A 20,008-nucleotide genomic window follows, 5' to 3' on the forward strand; every position below is an offset into this window, starting at 1 on the left:
ATAGGTCTCCTCGGCCATGAGCGAAAAATCATCTTCGCTCGGCATCAAGGTCAGCATCTTTTTGAGATGTTTTTCGACCACGGCATACTCCCTGATGATGAAGGTATCCTTGTCCGTATCCTGAAGAATCGTAAATTTGTGACGCATCGCTTTCCCCCTTTCTCAATCGGGCCCCACTCTGGTGTTGAGGACCCGCAAAGCAGTATTAATGGACCCACCGCAGCGGCGTCCCGGAACCGGTTCTGTCATTCATCCCGGAAAGCGCCCCGGGCGGCGGCACGAGATCCATCGCCTTCTCCGCGGTGATGCGATCCAGACCGGATTCGAAAAAGAATTTTTTATCTCCCAACGCCGGCTCGAGTTCGTCGAACCACGCGGCATCGGGGGCGTATCGCGCGAAAAAGACGCGGTTGACCCAAGACGGGTCGCGGGCCTGGATGAATTTAAGCACAAACACCTTCTCCGAGAGGAGTTCGGCGATCCCCTGGACGGCAATCTTCCCCGGCGTGGCCGACATGGACGGACCGCGGACCGTGCGGCACAGGCCGGAAACCTGCCCGTAGGCTTCGCTGAAGATCCGGTATGCCTGCGCCAGGGGGACCCTGAAATAGGCCTTTGGGCCGGTATTCCGTGCGATAAACATGTAGTAGGGTATGGCCCCCAGCCGGACCTGGCGGCGCCACATGCGCGCCCACGTCCCGGCGTCGTCATTGACGTGGCGGACTAAAGGCCCCTGACAGCGGATGACGGCCCCGGCGGACTGGAGACGTCTCATGGCCTGCTCCACGGCCGGGGTCTCGAGTTCACGGTCGTGGCTGAAATGGGCCATGACGGCCGGCTGGTGCCCAAGAGCCGCGATGTCTTCGAACAGTTCCATCAGCTCGCCGGCGTCCCGGTCGGTCAAAAAGCGGTAAGGCCAGTAGGCCAGCGCCTTGGTGCCGAAACGGATCGTCAGGGGGTGGTCCGTCCCGAGGCCACGCAACGCGTTGATATACGGGCGCAGCACTTTGGCCCGCATTACCATGGGATCCCCGCCGGTAAAGAGGACATCCGTCACCTCCGGATGGGCCTTCAGGTAACGCGGCAGGACCAGCGGATCATTGCAGGCAAAGTGCAGTTTTTCGATCCCGCAGAACTGCGCCCAGCGGAAGCAGTATGTGCAGAAGGCGTGACAAGTCTGCCCCTGGCGGGGAAATACGAGGACCGTCTCCTTGTATTTATGCTGAAGCCCTTCCAGACGGCGGCCATCCATCACCGGCACATTGAGTTCCATCTGCCTGGCCGGGTGGGGATTCATCTCTCTCTGAATCCTGCGCACCTCGCGGTCAACCGCGGCGATGCTTTTCCCGGCGTGGTCCATGTCCAGCAGCCTGGAGAGATTCGCCTCCGGCAGCATGTTCGGTTGCGGGAAGGTCAGCTGAAATATAGGATCCTCGGGAACGTTGTCCCAATCGATAAGTTCGTTCACGACATAATTATTGACACGAAAGGGCAGAACCCGGCCAACGGCCCTGATCCTGCGCACCCGATCCCCGGACAGGTTTTCCAGGGGCCGGATATCATCGAGGTTGCGCAGCGTGTACGATTTGTATTTAGCGGTTGATATATTCTGGATAGCAGACTCCTTTCAGGCGACACCATCTTGAATCAACGCCTGGCAGCTAAGAGATGATGAGTTCAGCGAAAAATGACCTTCAAAAAAGATGTCCGGAAAGCATGGAGCCAGTGAAATCCCTTGCCCGGCAGGCGCTGTACGTGACTTATAACGATATGGGAAGAATTAAACCGACAGCAGAATGGGAATATTTCCTGCCGCAGTCCTGAAACATGTGGAAAAACAGAGGCTGAGCGGTTTGTCGCCGACTGTCCGGCGACCCGGAGGAACACCACCTTCCGACACGCGTAAACGGTATGTTATGAAGATCGTTATCCGGAATCTGAAGGCCTGTCGAAACCGCCGTTCGCAAAAAAGGAAACCGATACAATCGCGTCAGCCATATCAGAACCGGAATACCTGAAAAACAAATTATATGATATTTCTATTTTTGTCAACCCTGGCGTATATTTTGCATTTCTTCCATGGATTCAAGGTGTCCCGCCATATTGTGACGGAACACCCGTCAGGAAGGCATCTCCTGACGAAACGCGCTCATCCGGCATCCATGACCTGAACAGCCCGTTTCAGGGAATCATAGTGCCCCGGACTCAGCTTTCCCGCATCAACCCATAGCGGTAATCCGTTGCCGGACTGAAGTTCTCCTTGATGGTGCGCGGGGAGAGCCAGCGCATGACGTTGTGCCGGCTGCCGGCCTTGTCGTTGGTGCCGGACGCCCGCGCACCGCCGAAGGGCTGGAGTCCCACGAAGGCGCCGGTGGTCTTGTCGTTGATGTAGAGATTGCCGGCACTGTAGCAGAGCCGCCTTTCCATCTCGACAACGGCGGCGCGGTCCCGGGCGAACAGGGCGCCGGTCAGCGCATATTTCGACGTGGTCGCACAGAGCGTAAGGGCTTTCTCGATATCATCGTCCGGATAGACAAAGACGGTCATCACGGGACCGAAGATTTCCTCCTGCATGGTCTTGAATTTTGGATCGGTGGTGACGATCACCGTGGGCGTGATAAAAAAGCCGATGCTGTCGTCACACTCACCGCCGGCGATAATCTCTGCGTCGTCCGCCTCACGGGCGAATCGAATGTAGCCGCTGATGTTGTCGAAGGCATTCCGATCGATCACGGCACCCATGTAATGGGTGAAGTCCTCTACGTCCCCGGTCTTGATGCCGTCAATGCCGGCCGTGAGCCGGGTTTTCACCGCAGGCCAGATGCTTTTGGGAATATAGACCCTCGAGGTGGCCGAACACTTCTGTCCCTGATAGGAAAAGGCCCCTCCGATGAGAGCGGGGACCAGGGTTTCAATGTCTGCGGACGGGTGCGCAAAAACGAAATTCTTGCCCCCGGTTTCGCCCACGATGCGGGGATAACCGTTGTAATGCGCCAGGTTTTGAGCAACGGTGCGCCACATCCCCTGGAATACGGCGGTGGAGCCGGTAAAGTGGATGCCGGCCAGCATTGAATGGCTCATGACCAGGGGTCCCACGGCACTTCCCGGGCCGGGAATGAAATTGATCACGCCGTCGGGCAGTCCCGCCGCCTGCAACAGTTTCATCACGTGATAATTGGAATAAACGGCGGTGGAAGCCGGTTTCCACACGACGGTGTTACCCGCCATGGCCGGCGTGCCGGGCAGGTTACCGCCGATGGCCGTGAAATTGAAAGGCGTCACGGCAAAGACGAATCCCTCAAGAGGCCGGTATTCCATTCGATTCAGAATGCCCTGAAGACATTCGGGCTGCTCTTCTATGATCTGTCGAAAAAAGTAACTGTTGTACCGGAAAAAATCCATCAGTTCGCAGGCCGCGTCGGCGTCGGCCTCGTAGACCGTTTTGCTCTGGCCCAGCATCGTCGCGGCGTTAAGGGTGTGACGCCACGGCCCCCCGATCATTTCCGCAGCCCTGAGAAACACGGCCAGGCGGTGATCCCATGGGGTCTCGGCCCACGCCTTTCCGGCGTCAAGAGCGGCCTGGACAGCCATTCGGGTCTCGGCTTCACCGGCCATGTGATAGGTGGCCAGGACATGGGCGTGATTGTGCGGGATGATACATTTCCCCGTCTTTCCGCTCCTCACCTCTTTTCCGCCGATGATCAGAGGAATCTCCATGGGAGACTGCTTCAGTTCGGCCAGCCTGACCTTGAGGCCGCGCTTTTCGTCGCTCCCCGGCAGATAACCCGGCACTGCCTCGTTGCAGGGTTTCATGATTCGGTATACACCGTTGGACATCATTCGCCTCCTTTCAAAACAGGCATAAATAGTCAGAGTGGGAGCGCCTAAAACGCCTCTCCCCCAGAATGGACTCGACGGGCAGCCCCGTCCGCTTTTCAATCGCTTCCCGGACTGCCGACGCCTGACCAAATCTTCGGGCTGCACTCGCCGATGACGCCGGTCGATCAGCAAACCGGGCCATCCGACGCTGAAACCGCTCCTCCAGCGTCACCCGGATGTCTTCGGCCACCAGTTTGTCCGCGAGGAAAACCACCTCCGCTTCCCCCGGCGTATCCTCCCGTCCCGGAGGAAGCGCCATGTGAACGGCCACGATGTCGGCCACGGCGGGAAACCCCATGGCGCGGAGACATGCCGCACCTGCATGGGCATGGTCCGGCTGTTCCCGGGCCAGATCGTGAACCAGAGCGGCAGCACGAATCAAATCCAGCGACAGCAGACCACCGGCAGGGCCGGCTCCTTCCGCCTGGTTCAGGGCATGCCCAAGGGTCACGGCCACATCAGCCACGGCCCGGCAGTGGGCCCAGACCGGGGGCGCCACCGCCAGAACATCCACCATGAGGGCCCGGCACTCCTCGGCCGAGGGAACATCGTACCCAAGGCAGTTCCGCGCAATGCCCTCATAATCTTCGGGGGTATCCATGTCCATCAGGATGAATCGGTCGGCTACGGGAATCTCCCGGGCCGCCGGCCACATCGCCAGATATGTCCGAAGGCCGCCGTTGCCGTGCCATTTCAGGATGTCGGCGATGTGGCGACCGCCGATGAGGGGGGGATGGCCTCGCCGTCCCTGAAAGGTCGGATGAAGGATCGTCCGCCCGGCGTCTCCCTGCACTCCGCCGTTTTGGGTCGTGGATTGCCAGGTGTCCACGAGCCTGAGGATCGTGGAGGGCCGGATCAAAGGCACGTCCACCGGGAGCACCATAACACCCGGACAGACGGGATCGAGGGTGGCGAGCCCCGCGAGAACGGATGTGAACATGCCGTCTTGAAAATCGGGATTGAACACCGCCCAGGCGCCCGCCTTTCGAACGACCGGGACGAGACGCTCCCGATGATGGCCGACGACGACTCGGATGTCGGCGATCCCGGCCGTCTGGAACAGGCCGATGACCCGTTCGACGACGGTGCGGTCCGCCAGGGGGAGCAGGGGTTTGTCCCGTCCCATGCGTGTCGACTTCCCCGCGGCCAGAATGACGGCGGCCGGCCCGGGAGCGGTCATTTCCGGGCTGCCCGGGCCGCGATCAACTCCGCCACGATGCTGACGGCGATCTCTTCGGGCGTCTCGGCCTGTATGCCGACACCGATGGGGCAGTGAACCCGCGCGAAATCCGCGTCGGTGTGCCCCGCGTCCCGGAGGGCTGCATAGATGGCGTCGCGTTTTCTCCGGCTGCCGATCATGCCGATGTACCCGGCGTCCGTGCCGAGGGCCTGCTGCAGCACGGTCCGGTCATGGTGATGGCCCCGGGTGAGAATCACCAAGTAGCTGTCCGGGTCGACGGGGAGGTCTGAAAACGCAAGGTGAAAGCTTTCGATCACCCGGACATCGTCGGCCAGAGGGAAGCGTTCGCTGTTCGCGAATTCAGCCCGGTCGTCAAGCACCACGGTGCGGAAACCCACCATGCGGGTCAGTCGGGAGACCGCCTGGGAGACGTGGCCCGCACCGAAAAGATAGGCGGTGTGCGGCATAAGTGCCGGCTCGGTGAGATACCGCCGTTCATGGTGGACGACCATCACCGGTGCCCGCGCCTTTCGGGTTTTTTCCAGGAGCGCCGGCAAAACGGCGCGGGGAAAGCCGTCGTTCGCAACAATGTCGCCGTCCATGAAGATCGCGGCCCGCAGGATTTTCCCGGCATCGTTCACATCCGGAATACCGGCTGCCAGGAGGTACCTGCGGCCCTGACGTCGGGCCTCGTCCAACACGTGAAACAGACGGTTGATCTCCGGTGTCGGCGAAAGCCGTTCAAGGAGGATGTCCAGACAGCCGCCGCAGATCATGTCCATCTCGCCCGCGGCGCCCGAACGGTCCAGATCGAAGGAAAGGATCTCGAACCGGCCGGATGAAAGGACATCGGGGGCCGCCGCCATCACAGCGCCCTCTACAGGGCCGCCGCCGATGGTACCGAGGATGCCGCCATCCCTCCGGATGATCATTCGGGCGCCGGCGGTTCGGGGCGTAGAACCGGTCCGACCGATAATGGTTGCCAAAACAAAAGATTCGCCCGAATTCAGCAGGCGGTGAATATCTTGTATCATAAAGGGGTGATCTCCACGGAATCGTTCACATCAAGGGATATAGACCGAAAGCTGAAGACCCGGTCATACCCATATTTCAACTTTCGAATTTCATGATGGTGAGCAGATAGAGGTGCCGGGAGGATACGGCCTATGAAAGTCGAAAGTTGAGTCCATATTTTTTCGATACGGCGCCGGCCGCCGTCCAGCATCATTTGACTCATACCATAACGGCTTTAAACCGGGCAAGACCGGACGGCCTCAACGGCCTGCCGTAAGACCGCAGGTCCATGATCCGTGATCAACAGGACGCCTTTCAACACCCAGATTTTTCAGCGAGGGAAGGAGATGCAACATACCCTGAACTGGAAATCAGCATATACTTTTTGACACTTTATTTGTAATTTAGTATCCACATAAACACGATTATTCATTTATTTGTTTTTATAATAACAAAAAATAACTTTTAACCCTATATATAATGGAAAGACATGCTACAGCAAAACCTCGGCACACGATATTCGATGCAGTCCGAAGAAGATATTACAGCGACATATATACATTCCGGAAAACAACATCCACCATATCCATTGATCGACTTCAATAGAAAGCTCCAAAGAGAAGCGGGATTGTCTCAACTCAACGAAACATATCTTGAAAATCTGGTGAAAGAGTTTCAGGCAGTTCCTCAACTTTCCCGTAATATCAAAGGGTTGACGCTGACTCGTCTCACTGAATTGGCCCTGATCTGCGCCGGGAATTATGCCGACAACGGCGAGATCACGACAGCCGGCGACCTGATGGTCAATCCGCCACAAGTGATGGTCTATCTCCGAGGCAATACCGAGCCGATATTGAAAAAGCGCCATGAAAAACTGACCGCGCAGTTCAAACATCTCCGCCGACATCATTCATCCATGATCCATTGGCTCATCCATAATTCCCAACTGGAGATTCGTCAAAAGCCTCTTCTCCCAAAGCTTTGCGACATGATGAGCGCTTTCGGCGCGATCTCCGATAAATACATTGCCACTGTAGATCAGCGAATGAAACAGATCGCCGATACCATGGGGTTTCTCTCAGCCTGGAAGGTTGGGTCCGCGGAAGAATTCCATCAGAAACTGAAGAGTGCCCGCCCCTCGGAGAGGGGCTTCATTCACAGGACCCTATGCCGGTTTGATCGGCGGCTTTTCGATGAAATGTGGAATGATATCGGTGTATTGTTGTTGGACAGCGGCTATCGAAGCCGTTTCGTCGGCTGATCGGTGCCTGTCATCTGTGATATGGGCGAAGCGATAAGGCGTGACAGCGGTTTTGCTCCCGGACACGCCGTTTGCTTTCCAGGAACAGGTGATCCAAGACCTGTGCAGGCGCTGAATCGACATCGCCGACCCGGCGCCTTCATTGGCCGGTGAGGCGGTCTTATTCCACAGCCTCCCCATCGAGTATATCCGTGGCCCAGGACATGGCGGCAGCTGTTTTGGGAAACCCCATAACGGAGATCAACAGCAACAGCGCATGCTCGATTTCCGCCCGGGTTGCGCCTTCTTCCAGTGCGCGTCGTGTATGGGAATGCACCGAACCTTCCGACTGACCGGCGGCTGCAGCGGCGAGCTGAATCAACTGCGAGGTCTTCCCGTCGATAGGCCCGCTGTTGCGGATAGTCTCACCCAGTGAATTGAGAGAGGCCGTCACATCCGGATACTTTTGAGATATTTTTTTGTAGGCTCCCATTTTTTCTTTTTGATTCGCCATTGAATTCCTCCTTTTTTTCTCACGGTTGAGCAAACAAAAGACGTCACTGAAAAGCTCACGTCGTCCCTTCGCATTCTGATCGGCAACCGGCTTTGACGCTATCTGCACCTTACAGGCCGGGAAAATACGCTCCCCATCGACCTGATCAAAGAGGCCGGCCTCACGGGATAACGTCAAGCGCCTTTCCGACTTTTTCAAATGCAGTGATGGCGCGATCCAGATGCTTCCGTTCGTGGGCCGCCGACATCTGGGTCCGGATACGGGCCCGGCCCTTGGGCACCACCGGATAGGAAAAGCCCACCACGTAGATGCCTTCTTCCAGCAGCCGGGCGGCCATTTTCCCGGCCAGGACGGCATCCCCCAGCATGACGGGAATGATGGGGTGGTTCCCCGGGATGAGTTCGAAGCCGAGCGCCGTCATTCCAGATCTGAAATAGGCGGTATTCTCCATGAGTTTATCCCTGAGATGTTTTCCCTCTTTCAACAATGCCAATACCTGGAGGGACGCCGCGGCGATGGGGGGTGCCAGTGTGTTCGAGAAGAGATACGGTCGGGAGCGCTGGCGCAACCAGGCGATGATCTCCTTCCGGCCGCTGGTGTAACCGCCCGAGGCCCCTCCCAGGGCTTTGCCCAGCGTCCCTGTATTGATGTCGATGCGATCCTGGACACCGCAGTATTCCGGTGTTCCGCCGCCGTTCTTTCCCATAAATCCCACTGCATGGGAGTCGTCCACCATGACCATGGCGTTGTATCGATCCGCCAGGTCACAGATGTCGACAAGGTTGGCGATGACGCCGTCCATCGAAAAGACGCCGTCGGTGGCAATCAGCTTGAACCGGGCGCCCTGCGCAGCCTTGAGTCGGGCCTCCAGGTCGTTCATGTCATTGTTCCCGTACCGGAATCGCCGGGCTTTGCATAGACGAATTCCGTCGATGATGCTGGCATGATTGAGTGCGTCGCTGATGACGGCGTCTTCAGGCCCCAGCAAGGCTTCGAAGAGGCCTCCATTGGCGTCGAAGCATGAAGTGTAAAGAATGGTGTCCTCGGTCTTGAGAAAATCACTGATTCCGGCTTCGAGGGTTTTGTGGATCTCGTGGGTTCCGCAGATGAAGCGGACCGAGGCCATACCGAAGCCGTATTTCCGAAGCCCCCTCTCGGCCGCCGCAATGACCGTCGGATGATTGGCCAGCCCCAGATAGTTGTTGGCACAGAAATTGATCACCTTAATGTTTTTTTGTACTGTTATATCAGCCTGTTGTGGTGATGTAACAATCCGTTCTTCTTTGAAGAGCCCCTCGGATTTCAGAGCGCGGGTCTCCCGATCGAGATACGCGAGAAAAGCTGCGTCCATGATATTTATCCCTCCTGTTTTTTCGTAAGGCTTCGCCCCTCAAGCCCTGAACGAAGCGTCATCCGGCCGGACCACACAGCTCTCGGGAAAATACAATAAAACAGAATAAATTGATATTGTTAAAAATCCTTCATACTGTAAAGAGAAAAGCTGTTCTTTGACAATGCAACCGGCTTTACACTGAACGGATCTTGATCTATAACGATCCCGTCCTGCGATGAACCCGGCATGAAGATTCACCATGCTTGAAAAACAGAAAGGTAATGATGACAAATATCTATGAAATTCTGGAACACCACGTTATCCCCTACGAACGTACCGATCATCCTCCGGTTTACACCATCGAAGAGGCCGACCGTCTGGTCCCGGCCCTCCCCGGCGCAAAAACCAAAAATCTCTTTCTTCGGGACAACAAGGGCAAGCGTCATTTCCTGGTCGTCGTCAACGGCGATACAACAGTCGATCTGAAGCGTCTCCACACGGTTATCGATAGCACCCGCGTCAGTTTCGCTTCCGCTGATCGTCTAAAACGGCATCTGGATCTCGAACCGGGTGCTGTTTCGATGCTGGCCGTCGTCAACGATGCGGCTCATCAGGTCGAACTGATTATCGACAAGCGCCTCTGGGAAGCCGACGCATTCCAATGCCATCCATTGGTGAACACCAGCACGCTGGTACTGTCCAGGCAAGGGCTTGAAAAGTTGTTCGACGTCACCGGCCACACGCCCCTTCTCGTCAATGTACCTGAACACCCCTGATGGCCCCCTCGGAGCATCGAGAACTTCGGGTTTCTGCACCAATCCTTCACAGCTGGGCTTTCAGCCAGTAAAAAAACCGTTTTCACGCTACATAGGCGTTTTGTCCGTTCGATGGAATAACTTAATGGGATTGCATTTAAATAATCTCTGGCATTTTCTCAAATCATATGAAATATTGAGATGTTCGGCAAGATCTTTTTCCGGAGGAAATGACCCATGAAGAAAATCGTCGAATGTGTACCTAATTTTTCAGAAGGCCGAAATCGGGAAACCATCGATGCCATCGCCGAAGCCATACGACGGACTTCGGGCTGCACCCTGCTGGACGTCGATCCCGGGGCATCCACCAACCGCACCGTCTACACCTTTGTCGGCGACCCCGACAGCATTCTCGAGGGGGCACTGGCCGCCGCACGGGTGGCGAGAGCTCGCATCGATATGAGAACTCACAAGGGTGAACACCCCCGCTTTGGGGCCATGGATGTCTGCCCGTTTATACCCGTCCGAGGTGTAAGCATGGCGGATTGTGTCGACATTGCCCGAACCTTCGCCCAGCGTGCCGCGGAGGCGCTCAAGGTCCCTTTCTTTCTGTATGAAGAGGCCGCTCTTCAGGATTATCGCCGCAAACTCCCGGATATTCGTCATGGAGAATACGAAGGACTGGCCGAACGCCTGAAGGATCCGCGCTGGCAGCCGGATTTCGGCCCTGCCGAATTCGTGCCGCAATGGGGCGCCACCGCCACCGGGGCGCGCATGTTCCTCATCGCCTACAACGTCAACATCCTCGGCACGGCCAATCAAGCCCACCGCATCGCTCTCAATCTAAGGGAGACCGGCCGAGGCAACGACCAGCCCGGCCGCCTCAAGGAGGTCAAGGGCATGGGCTGGTTCGTGGACGAGTATAATCTGGCTCAAGTGACGGTGAACCTGACCAATTACCGGGTGACCCCCATCCACCGGCTCTTCGAAGAGGTCGGGAAGGAGGCCGCCGAACTGAAAGTGGGGGTGGCCGGCTCCGAGATTGTGGGGCTCGTTCCCCTGGAGTCCATTCTCATGGCGGCGGACTATTATATCGAAAAGGAAAATCTCTTCATCTACGAGGAGGATCAGAAGATCCGGCTGGCGGTTGAACGATTAGGCCTCAACAGCGTTGCACCATTCGAGCCCGACAAAAAGATTATCGAATACATTGTGGCCGAACCACCGGACGAACCTCTGGCCGACCTGAGCCTGAGGGGGTTTATCGAGGAAGTGGCCGCCCGTTCGTCCACGCCGGGCGGCGGTTCGGTGTCTGCCGTCCTTGCCGCTTTGGGAGCCGGTTTAGGGGCCATGGTGGCCAAACTCACCTACGGCGTTCGCAAATTCGAAAGCGTCGATGCACAGATGCGAGCGGCCATTCCACCTCTGCACGAGACGACCCGATCGCTCATTGCCATGATCGATGCCGACACCAACGCTTTTAACGATTACATGGAAGGCGTCCGAATGCCGTCGGGCACACCGGCGGAAAAGGCCGCTCGCACCGAAAGGATGCAGCAAGGCCTAAAAACGGCCGTCAATGTCCCGCTCCAAACCATGACCATAGCCGACAGCGCATGGGAAGCGTTATGCGATACGGCCCGACACGGCAACCCGGCATCCCGATCCGATATACAGGTCGGTGCAAGAGCCCTGGAAACCGGAATCTGGGGCGCATATCAGAACGTAGTCATCAACCTCGAAGGGATCACGGACGATGCCTTCAAGGCCGAGACGCTGAAGCTTGCAGACGCCATAGCCGATCGCGCTCGCAAAAAGATGCAGGAAGTACTGGACATTCTCGAAACGAAGCGGACAAGCTGAAGCACATCTTGCTATATTTCGAACTTGATGCCCTGGGCCAGAGGGAGTTCGTTACCATAATTGATGGTATTGGTCTGCCGCCGCATGTAGGCTTTCCACGCGTCGGAGCCTGATTCCCGGCCGCCTCCCGTCTCCTTTTCCCCGCCGAATGCCCCACCGATCTCGGCGCCCGAGGTGCCGATGTTCACGTTGGCGATCCCGCAATCCGAACCTCGGGCCGACAAAAAAATCTCCGCCTCGGAAAGGTTCCGGGTAAATATGGCCGATGAGAGTCCCTGGGGAACGGCATTGTGAAGCACAATGGCATTGTCCACGCTGCCGACATACCGGATCAGATACAAAATGGGCGCAAAGGTCTCTTCCTGGACAATGGGACAATCATGGGTTACGGCCACCAGTGCGGGAGTAACGTAGCATCCGCTCTCGTAGCCCGGTCCGGTCAAAATCCGGCCTCCGAAAAGTATTTTTCCGCCCTGTTCCCGAATCCGATCCAGCGCCGATGCAAAATCCTTCACGGCACCCCGATCGATGAGGGGTCCCACCTGGTTGGTCTCATCTGTGGGATCTCCGATCTTCAATGCGCCATAAGCCTTTTTGAGGGCCTGCACGACACGATCATAGATCGCGTCGTGAACGATCAGTCGCCGTATGGAGGTACAGCGCTGCCCGGCAGTGCCGACAGCGCCGAAGACAATAGCGGGGACGGCCATTTCCAGGTTGGCGTTCTCGGTAAGAATGACACCGTTGTTACCGCCCAGTTCCATGATTGTTTTTCCCAGGCGACCGGCCACCTTTGCAGCGGCATGCTTTCCCACGTCCGTGGAGCCCGTCAGCGAAATCAGGGGAATTCGGGAATCTTCCAGCATCCGCTCCCCGATAACGGCGCCGCTGCCGATGACAAGGTTGAAAACACCTTCCGGCAAATCGTTTTTCCGGATTACATCCGCCATGATCTTCTGCACGGCAATTGCCGTGAGCGGTACTTTGGAAGCGGGCTTCCAAATCACGACATCGCCGCAGACGGCTGCGATCAGCGCATTCCAGGACCACACCGCTACCGGGAAGTTGAACGTGGTGATGACCCCGACCGCGCCAAGAGGATGGTACTGATCATACATCCGATGATCGGGCCGCTCCGAGGGCATGGTGAATCCATAAAGCTGCCGCGACAGCCCCACGGCGAAGTCCGCGATGTCAATCATTTCCTGGACCTCTCCCAGCCCCTCCTGAAGTGATTTGCCCATTTCAAAGGTTACCAGGCGGCCCAAAAGCACTTTGTGCTCTCTGAGTTTCAGGCCGATCTGGCGGACAATATCACCCCGACGGGGGGCCGGCACCTGCCGCCATATCGGAAACGCAACGCCGACGGCATCCATAATCCACTCGTAATCATTCTGAGACGCCCTGAACACAGAGCCGATGGGATCCCCGGTAATCGGGGAAATGCTGATGATTTCTCCCTGATCCGTTGTCCGACCCCAGAGGGTACCGGTGCTGGACCCCATATTTTTCGGTTCGATTTTAAGGGCTTCTAATACGTCGGATAGCTTCATGGTATCTTCTCCTGAAAGCAGGCCGCCGCCTTTCCTGCCTCTGCTCCAGAGCCGGCAGCGGCTTTCGGGTCATATCCGGCGCTGAATCAGGTGATACAAACGAGCGCCGGCTTCATAAAACAGTCCTCTCAAGGCTCGTCCCGATACGGCTTTGGGGCTGGTGATCGGCAGCGGAATTGCGTCGAGGGGTGCACCCAGAGCCCACTCCGCCAGAAGTTTGCCGAAAACCGTTCCCGGACCAATGCCGCGACCGTTGTAGCTGGTGACCGAAATCAGATTTTCATCCAACAGATGAAACCGGGGAATGTGATCGACCGTCATGGCAATGCGGCCGTTCCAGGCATACTCCAGGGGCACGGACCCAACCTGGGGAAAAAGCTTCGCGATGGTTCGCCTCGCCCAGTTCTCATGGAGTGCATACCCGCCGTTTTCCACCTGTCCGACGCTGCCCAAAAGGAGCCGTCCCGATTGATCCAGACGGAACGAGGAAAGAATCAGGTGGGTATCCCACGCGCCTTCTCCGCCCGGCAATATGGTGTTTCGAACGTCCTGGGGCAGGGGCGCCGTCGCGAACTGAAAATAGTTGAAAGGGATGAGTTCCTTTTCACGCGCTTTAAAAGCAAATTCCGGATACCCCTGAACAGCCAGGATCACGGTGCGGGCCTGAACGAACCCGTTAGGGGTCGAAAGACGCCATCCTTTGGGGTCGCGCGTCAATCCGGTCACCGATGATTGGACATGGAGACGTGCTCCCGCGCGACATGCGGCCTCCGCAAGCCCGTAAACATAGGCCAGGGGTTGAACCGTCCCCGCGCGCTCATCCAGGAGCGCCCCGTAAAAGCGGTTGCTGCCGATCTTCGGCGCCGCCGCCTCCCGATCAAGCAGCGTCACCGGGGCGCCGCGGCGTTTCCACTGGGATTCCCGCTGTTGGAGGGCACGAAACCCGCCCGGAGAATGTGCACAGTGAAGGGTGCCCTTGTGTACGGCCTCGCATGGGATGCGGTGCTGTTCAATCAGTCCGAAAACCAGTTCCGGGGATGCGCCCAGCACATTGATGAGGCGCTCGCCCATCTCCTCCCCCAACATGCGAAGGACGTCATCCGGCATCAGCCATAGGCCGGCGTTGACCAGGCCGACATTGCGGCCGGCACCGCCGTAGCCGATCTCCCTTCCCTCCAGGAGAATCGTATCCACCCCCGCCTCCGCGAGATGCAGGGCTGCGGACAATCCCGTATACCCGCCTCCGATCACCGCCACATCGGCATGCTGGTCTCCCTCGAAAGGGCCCAGCACCGGGGCCGGCGGCGCCGTGGCCGCCCACAGCCCGTGACTCAACGTTTTATCCTTCATGTGCATCACCTCCGTCGTCAGGATATGTTAAAATGTCTTGAAATATTTGTCTTCTCAACCACCGTCAACGCCGCTTCGAGGACCCCCTCACTGTAACGCAGTTCCAGCGTCTTTTTCAGCATCGCCATGGTCAGGATCCGATTTTCACGGGCCAGAACGGCCAGCGAGGCCAGCGCCCAATCCGGTGATTTGATTTGTTTCGATTTGAAGTCGATGTCGACAACCGTTGCGCCGCAAGGGGGCAACGCCACGCCGAGGGCACGAATAACCATTGATTCCGGCGACAATCGACCAAACATCCCCTTGCGTCGACCGACGCCCTCGGCTGCCAAAGCGATGACCACCGCCGGGTTTTCGATACCGGCATACTCGATCTCGGTCTCCGACAGAATGACTTCGCTCACCGAATGCCCCCGCATCACGGTAACGGGATAGTCGTTCTTCTGGGTGGCGTAACACCCTGCCGCAGCTCCGGCCAGACACAGCAGTTCACCTGCGGTGACGATACGCTGACCGGCGCCGCCCAGCACAACCACCTCCCGCCGACCCTTCCACGGCGCCTTGAAAACGGGTTCAATGCGCACCGGATCCGGCGGTGCATCCTGCAAAACAGCTTCCTGCCGATACGCGCGGCCATATTCCATCCGGTCGTTCAATGTTTTGAAGCTTGAAAGGTCAGGCAGTTCGGCAATGCTATCGGCGATACGCCTGGGGGTAAGCCTGTTCTGTCGGGCGTATCGCCCGGGACATATTCCCCAGATATCCACCAGGGAAAATCCGTCGTAGGCGATCGCCTCCTGGAGATGCCTGACCAATCCTTCATCGTATGTCGAAACGCGGGACACCATGGCCGCTCCGGCGGTGCCGGCGACCTGGCAGATATCCATCGGTTTCTCCAGACGGTTCAGGAAGCCGGAGCCGACCTCGGCGTCCCGAGGGGTGGTACTCGAACACTGACCGCCTGTCATCCCATAGTTGAAATTATTGAGCACCAACAAGGTCAGATCGATATTACGCCGACAAGTGCTGAGAACATGTGCGCCCCCGATCCCCAAACCGCCGTCTCCCATGGTGACGATAACCGTGAGTTCCGGCCGCGCCATCTTTATGCCGGTGGCGTAAGTGAGCGCCCGTCCATGAAGGCCGTGAAAGGCGTGGGTATTGAAAAAGGTATCAAAAAGACCCGAACAGCCGATATCTGTGACGATAACGACTTGCCGGCCGGTGAGGCCCATACCGATCAGGGCCTGGTCCAACGCGTGGAGTACCCGTTCGTGGGCGCACCCGGGACAGAAGACCGGCGGGCGGTCCGTGTTTAAAAGGCTATCCATGCTGAATCACCTCCTGGATCCGACCCGGCGTGATAAGCTCTCCGTTCATCTGGCCTATAAAGTCGATGGTTTTACCCGGCAGGATGCGTTCGATCTCTCGAACGTACTGGCCGAGATTCATCTCGGGGACGATCACCCGCCGGCAAGGGGCGGCCTTTTCCCGAATCAGCGCTTCGGGAACCGGCCAGAGGGTCTTCAAAACCAAAAGCCCGGCCTTCCCGCCGCTTTCCTCGACCCGTTTGACGGCAGCCCGTGCAGCCCTGGCCGTTACCCCGTAGGCAATCACCAGGGTATCAGGGTTGGCAACAGGATATTCGTCGTAGCAGGTGATTTTCGAAGCGGCCGTACTGATCTTGGCGAAGCGCCGCGCCTGCATCAGCGCGATCTGGTTCGGGTCGGTGGTGATGTAGCCGTCCGGACCATGGGTCGAGGACGTCTGACGAACCAGGGTCTGGCCGCCGATAGGCAGGAAATCCGGTACGTACCGGCCTTCCCTTGCAGCAAAGGGCAAGAAGGGCTCCCTGCCGTCGGCCATTCGGCGCTCCAGCACTTCCGGCAGCCGCAGGCGTTCCAGATCAAGGGTCTCCCGGATCATGGAGACCTCTTTGTTGGCGGCCAGAAAGACCGGGCAGCGAAAACGTTCGGCCAGATTGAAGGCCTGCATGGTCAATACATAACAGTCCTTTACGTCTACAGGGGCCAGGACGATCACCGGAAGCCCCCCGGAGTTGCCCCATTGCAGGAACTGAATGTCGCCGTCGGCGCCTTTGGTTGCAGAACCGGTGGAGGGCCCCAGGCGTTGGACGTCGACAATGACAATGGGAATCTCACTCCCGAGGGCAAAGGAGATCTGTTCGCTGTAAAGGCTCATTCCCGGTCCAGAGGTCGCCGTCATAGCCTTCAAGCCGGCCATGGACGCCCCAAGACAGAAGCCTATGGAAGCGATTTCATCCTCTCCCTGGAGGCAGATCCCCCCATTGGGCGGCAGCAGCCTGAGCATGGTGTTGTAAATGGTCGTAGCCGGCGTGATGGGATACCCGGCAAAAAACCGGCACCCGGCGGCCAGGGCGCCCCAGGCAATCGCCTCATTGCCCTCCATCAGCGTCAGACCCATATCTCCACTCCGTTCAGAGGTTGATGGTTTTATAAAGACACCCCGCCAATGAAAATTCAGATGTCGACCTTCAGGGTCCCGTAAAAACTCAGAAATTATGCTCCTAACCACATTATATTGCTGTTGTACAAAAATACAAGCGGTATATGTTGTGTCCACATATGGATAGAACGACTTTTTGCGAATGCATCAATTTTTTGAGGATTATCTCATTGGAATTCGATAGAGAAGCGGCTGAAGGGTACAGAGGCGGCCGAACAGCCTCGCAACACCGGCCAATGCCTGAGCGGCATCACCATCGGAGGCATTGAGTGATGGAGCGCTTTCTATAATTCCTGTCGTGCGTTTTTCGTCAGCAGGTTTTCTCCATCGCCCTGGGCCTGGTCTTCCAATACCTTGCGCTCCAGTGCGTGTTCTGCGCTGACATCCTTGACATCCTTGACATCCCCGGCATTGGCATCAACCGATTTTTTCACGGGAACGGATTTATGGGAATCCTTCTCGATCAGCCGCAGTTTGTAAATCGGTTCGGGCATGACAATACCGGCATCGTCAAACGCCTCCTTGATTCTTCGGATGGCCTCGCTCCGAACCTTGGGGAAACTGAAACGACGCTGATCCACCCAGGCATATATACCCAGCAACACATTCGAATCCCCCAAAGCCTCGATAACGGCCAGCGGCCTGGGATCCGTAAGCACGCCCGGGGTAGCCTTCAGCGTCTCAAGAGCGAGGGCCTGTGCCGCCAGCAAATCCTCTGCCGTATCGATGCCCGCCTTGAAATGGAAACGCCTTTCGGGGTTGCGGGTAAAATTGGTGATCACCGCCTTGAAAACCAATGCATTGGGAATCCGAATGTGGTTGCCGTCCAGGGATATCAGGATCGTGGCACGAGAGGTAATCCTGGCCACGTTGCCCTCATGCCCGTCGATATCCACCAGGTCATTGACCTCAAAAGGGTTCCTGAGACTCAGCAGGATACTGGCGATGTAGTTCTCTACCGTGTCCCGCACGGCAAACCCCACCGCAAGACCGACAATTCCGGCGGCACCGAGTATCGTGCCGATTACCGGAGCGGCATCCACCAGCACCAACGCCACGATCACACCCGCAAGAATAAAGACCAAATGGGCGATCTGTCCCAACAGTCCGGCGATAAAAGGGTTGGGGCTGACCCGGAGAAACAGGCTTTCACGCTCTCGGATCCATCCGCCCAGCATCCAGAACATGACAAGGAGCAGCAGCGCGAGAACGAACAGGGGCAATTGCGCAGCCAGGCTCCTGGCCATGTTCACTATTTTTTGCCACGTAAAGGATAGACGATCCGAGAGGTCTCGGTTTACCGTCAATTCATTTACGACCTCGACCACACCTTCCACCTGACGGGTGAATTGCAGCGCCTTGGTTTCGGAAGCGACGGAATCCACTTCGCCCTTGAGCGTCACCACTCCGTTACTGACGGAGATCTCGATATCCCGCAACGCATCCAGCTCCGAAAAGATCTGATCGAGACGCTGACGGATATTGCGGTCATTCTGGGTGGAACTTCTGGTCGTGATGACCTTTTCCGCCGGCGCCTGCGTCTCCGCCGCCGTTCCGGTCAGCAAATTTTTCAGTTCATCCGCCTGAAGACCGCCGGCCGCGGCAAGGAACAGCGCTAACACCATAACCATCGTCCGCGCCATGATAAAATCCGTCTTTCTCTATAAAAGATTAAAAACACTTGGAATCGACAGGCATACAACCGAAAGTGTCGGCCGGTGCCGGAAGGATACGGCCAAGCCCCTTCAGCGGTGAGTTTTAGTGCCGCTTAAGCCCAGCGGAAGACCAGGGGTCCGGACCGTTTGAGCGCAAGCGCGTTTCCGGACCAATCGGATCAAGCTTCAGCGGCACTTGAACGAAACCATGCAGGGCGCTGATCGTCCCCAGCCCTTGAATACCGAAAGTTGAATCGTCAAATTCTCCGTGTTCAGAGTGAAGGATGTTGCCGCGTCTACTCGTTTTGTGGCTCCGCCGCTTCCTGAAGATCATTGACGGTCTCATCAATCTTTTCCCCGGCCTTTTCCGCAGGTCCTTCTCCCGTAATCTCATCTCCGGCTTCTTCAACAGCCTCTTTTATGGATTCCGCCGATTGATCGATTTCTTCCCCGGCCTTCTCTGCCGGCCCTTTGGATTCACAACCTGTTACGGCGACCATGATACCGAACGCTGCTGCAATGATCAGGGCAATTACTTTTTTCCGCATTTTTTCACCTCTTCATGCTGAAGTTAAACCTGGAAATCATTCCTCAACTCTATTCGCCTCGTGTTCAATTTACATCTCAACTGTCGACTTCCATGACGGTGACCGGAGAGAGATGTCGGAGGGTACGGGCCATGAATACCGAAAGTTGGATTACATATCTTATTATTGCATATCTGAATGAATTTCAATAGTGCGGATCGAGGTTTCATCCTCTCACCTCGACCTGTCCCCCGACAAACGGTCTCTGATGACGTTGAGGATGGTGCTTCGGTTCGGCAGCGCTTTGGAAACAAAAAAGTTTGCACCTCTTTGAAACGCTTCAGCCATATACTCCGGATCGTCTTCATTGGTGAAGATCATAATAGCGGCGTCGGGATACCGAACCCTGATCGATTCAGTCAGATCCAGCCCACTGCCTTCCTTGAGATGAATGCCGGTGATCACCAGAAGCAGACGGGAGGCGTCGACGATCTGGAGCGCCGGGGTGAGTCGATCCGTCTCCGCCACGACCACTTCCGGAAACGCCTTCCGAATCATCCGCCTGACGGAGGACCTCAAAAAGGAATTCCCGTCGACGAGCAATATGGAATGGCGTTCCGACATAAAGTGACCTTTCTGTAAGACTATGGTATATACT

Annotated in this window: 16 protein-coding genes; 3 read left to right on the forward strand and 13 right to left on the reverse strand. The window is 57.1% G+C overall.

Annotated features, from left to right (window positions below; translation table 11 throughout):
- Positions 1-205: 205 nt before the first annotated feature.
- The 4 genes from AB7S84_RS11015 to AB7S84_RS11030 form a co-directional block, all read right to left on the reverse strand.
- Positions 206-1,468, reverse strand: a complete 1,263-nt coding sequence (locus AB7S84_RS11015; protein ID WP_428154466.1) for a KamA family radical SAM protein — start codon at positions 1,466-1,468, stop codon at positions 206-208.
- A 737-nt stretch (positions 1,469-2,205) separates the two neighbouring features.
- Positions 2,206-3,840 carry an L-glutamate gamma-semialdehyde dehydrogenase gene (gene pruA, locus AB7S84_RS11020; RefSeq protein ID WP_428154468.1) on the reverse strand — a complete coding sequence of 545 codons (1,635 nt, stop codon included), beginning with the start codon at positions 3,838-3,840 and terminating at the stop codon, positions 2,206-2,208.
- Positions 3,841-3,850: 10 nt separating this feature from the next.
- A complete protein-coding gene (locus AB7S84_RS11025) occupies positions 3,851-5,059 on the reverse strand; it encodes a DVU_1551 family NTP transferase (protein ID WP_020878057.1) in 1,209 nt (402 codons plus the stop codon).
- Complete coding sequence (locus tag AB7S84_RS11030; protein WP_020878058.1) at positions 5,056-6,093, reverse strand: XdhC family aldehyde oxidoreductase maturation factor; 1,038 nt, start codon at positions 6,091-6,093, stop codon at positions 5,056-5,058. The genes AB7S84_RS11025 and AB7S84_RS11030 overlap by 4 nt, the downstream gene beginning before the upstream one ends.
- Before the next feature lie 608 nt (positions 6,094-6,701).
- Between AB7S84_RS11030 and AB7S84_RS11035 the strand changes: the two genes are divergently transcribed.
- Positions 6,702-7,334 carry a hypothetical protein gene (locus AB7S84_RS11035; RefSeq protein ID WP_040415987.1) on the forward strand — a complete coding sequence of 211 codons (633 nt, stop codon included), beginning with the start codon at positions 6,702-6,704 and terminating at the stop codon, positions 7,332-7,334.
- Positions 7,335-7,494: 160 nt separating this feature from the next.
- Here AB7S84_RS11035 and AB7S84_RS11040 read toward each other — a convergent pair whose 3' ends face one another.
- Together AB7S84_RS11040 and AB7S84_RS11045 are read right to left on the reverse strand one after the other, a co-directional pair.
- Positions 7,495-7,827 carry a carboxymuconolactone decarboxylase family protein gene (locus AB7S84_RS11040; protein ID WP_020878060.1) on the reverse strand — a complete coding sequence of 111 codons (333 nt, stop codon included), beginning with the start codon at positions 7,825-7,827 and terminating at the stop codon, positions 7,495-7,497.
- Between the two features lie 160 nt (positions 7,828-7,987).
- Positions 7,988-9,178, reverse strand: a complete 1,191-nt coding sequence (locus tag AB7S84_RS11045; RefSeq protein WP_428154473.1) for a glycine C-acetyltransferase — start codon at positions 9,176-9,178, stop codon at positions 7,988-7,990.
- A gap of 263 nt (positions 9,179-9,441) precedes the next feature.
- Between AB7S84_RS11045 and AB7S84_RS11050 the strand changes: the two genes are divergently transcribed.
- Both AB7S84_RS11050 and ftcD read left to right on the forward strand, forming a co-directional pair.
- Positions 9,442-9,936: a prolyl-tRNA synthetase associated domain-containing protein gene (locus AB7S84_RS11050; protein WP_070962271.1), complete on the forward strand. Its 495-nt coding sequence runs from the start codon at positions 9,442-9,444 to the stop codon at positions 9,934-9,936.
- Between the two features lie 216 nt (positions 9,937-10,152).
- The gene (gene ftcD / locus AB7S84_RS11055; RefSeq protein WP_020878063.1) at positions 10,153-11,778 is read left to right on the forward strand and encodes a glutamate formimidoyltransferase; all 1,626 of its coding nucleotides are present in this window, start codon (positions 10,153-10,155) and stop codon (positions 11,776-11,778) included.
- Positions 11,779-11,789: 11 nt separating this feature from the next.
- On the opposite strand, the gene amaB is transcribed toward ftcD, so the two are convergent.
- The 7 genes from amaB to AB7S84_RS11090 all read right to left on the reverse strand — a co-directional run.
- The gene (amaB, locus tag AB7S84_RS11060; RefSeq protein WP_020878064.1) at positions 11,790-13,331 is read right to left on the reverse strand and encodes an L-piperidine-6-carboxylate dehydrogenase; all 1,542 of its coding nucleotides are present in this window, start codon (positions 13,329-13,331) and stop codon (positions 11,790-11,792) included.
- A gap of 69 nt (positions 13,332-13,400) precedes the next feature.
- On the reverse strand, positions 13,401-14,681 hold the full coding sequence (locus AB7S84_RS11065; protein ID WP_020878065.1) for an NAD(P)/FAD-dependent oxidoreductase: 1,281 nt from the start codon (positions 14,679-14,681) through the stop codon (positions 13,401-13,403).
- 17 nt (positions 14,682-14,698) lie between these two features.
- Positions 14,699-16,012: a thiamine pyrophosphate-dependent enzyme gene (locus AB7S84_RS11070; protein WP_428154478.1), complete on the reverse strand. Its 1,314-nt coding sequence runs from the start codon at positions 16,010-16,012 to the stop codon at positions 14,699-14,701.
- Complete coding sequence (locus AB7S84_RS11075; protein WP_020878067.1) at positions 16,005-17,126, reverse strand: transketolase C-terminal domain-containing protein; 1,122 nt, start codon at positions 17,124-17,126, stop codon at positions 16,005-16,007. The genes AB7S84_RS11070 and AB7S84_RS11075 overlap by 8 nt, the downstream gene beginning before the upstream one ends.
- Before the next feature lie 326 nt (positions 17,127-17,452).
- Positions 17,453-18,811 carry a mechanosensitive ion channel family protein gene (locus tag AB7S84_RS11080; RefSeq protein WP_020878068.1) on the reverse strand — a complete coding sequence of 453 codons (1,359 nt, stop codon included), beginning with the start codon at positions 18,809-18,811 and terminating at the stop codon, positions 17,453-17,455.
- A gap of 308 nt (positions 18,812-19,119) precedes the next feature.
- Complete coding sequence (locus tag AB7S84_RS11085) at positions 19,120-19,371, reverse strand: hypothetical protein (RefSeq protein ID WP_020875991.1); 252 nt, start codon at positions 19,369-19,371, stop codon at positions 19,120-19,122.
- A gap of 213 nt (positions 19,372-19,584) precedes the next feature.
- On the reverse strand, positions 19,585-20,008 hold a 424-nt coding region (locus tag AB7S84_RS11090; protein WP_428154481.1), incomplete at its 5' end, for a response regulator.

The organism is Desulfococcus sp. (genome assembly GCF_050178255.1).
Classification (GTDB): Bacteria; Desulfobacterota; Desulfobacteria; order Desulfobacterales; family Desulfococcaceae; genus Desulfococcus; species Desulfococcus multivorans.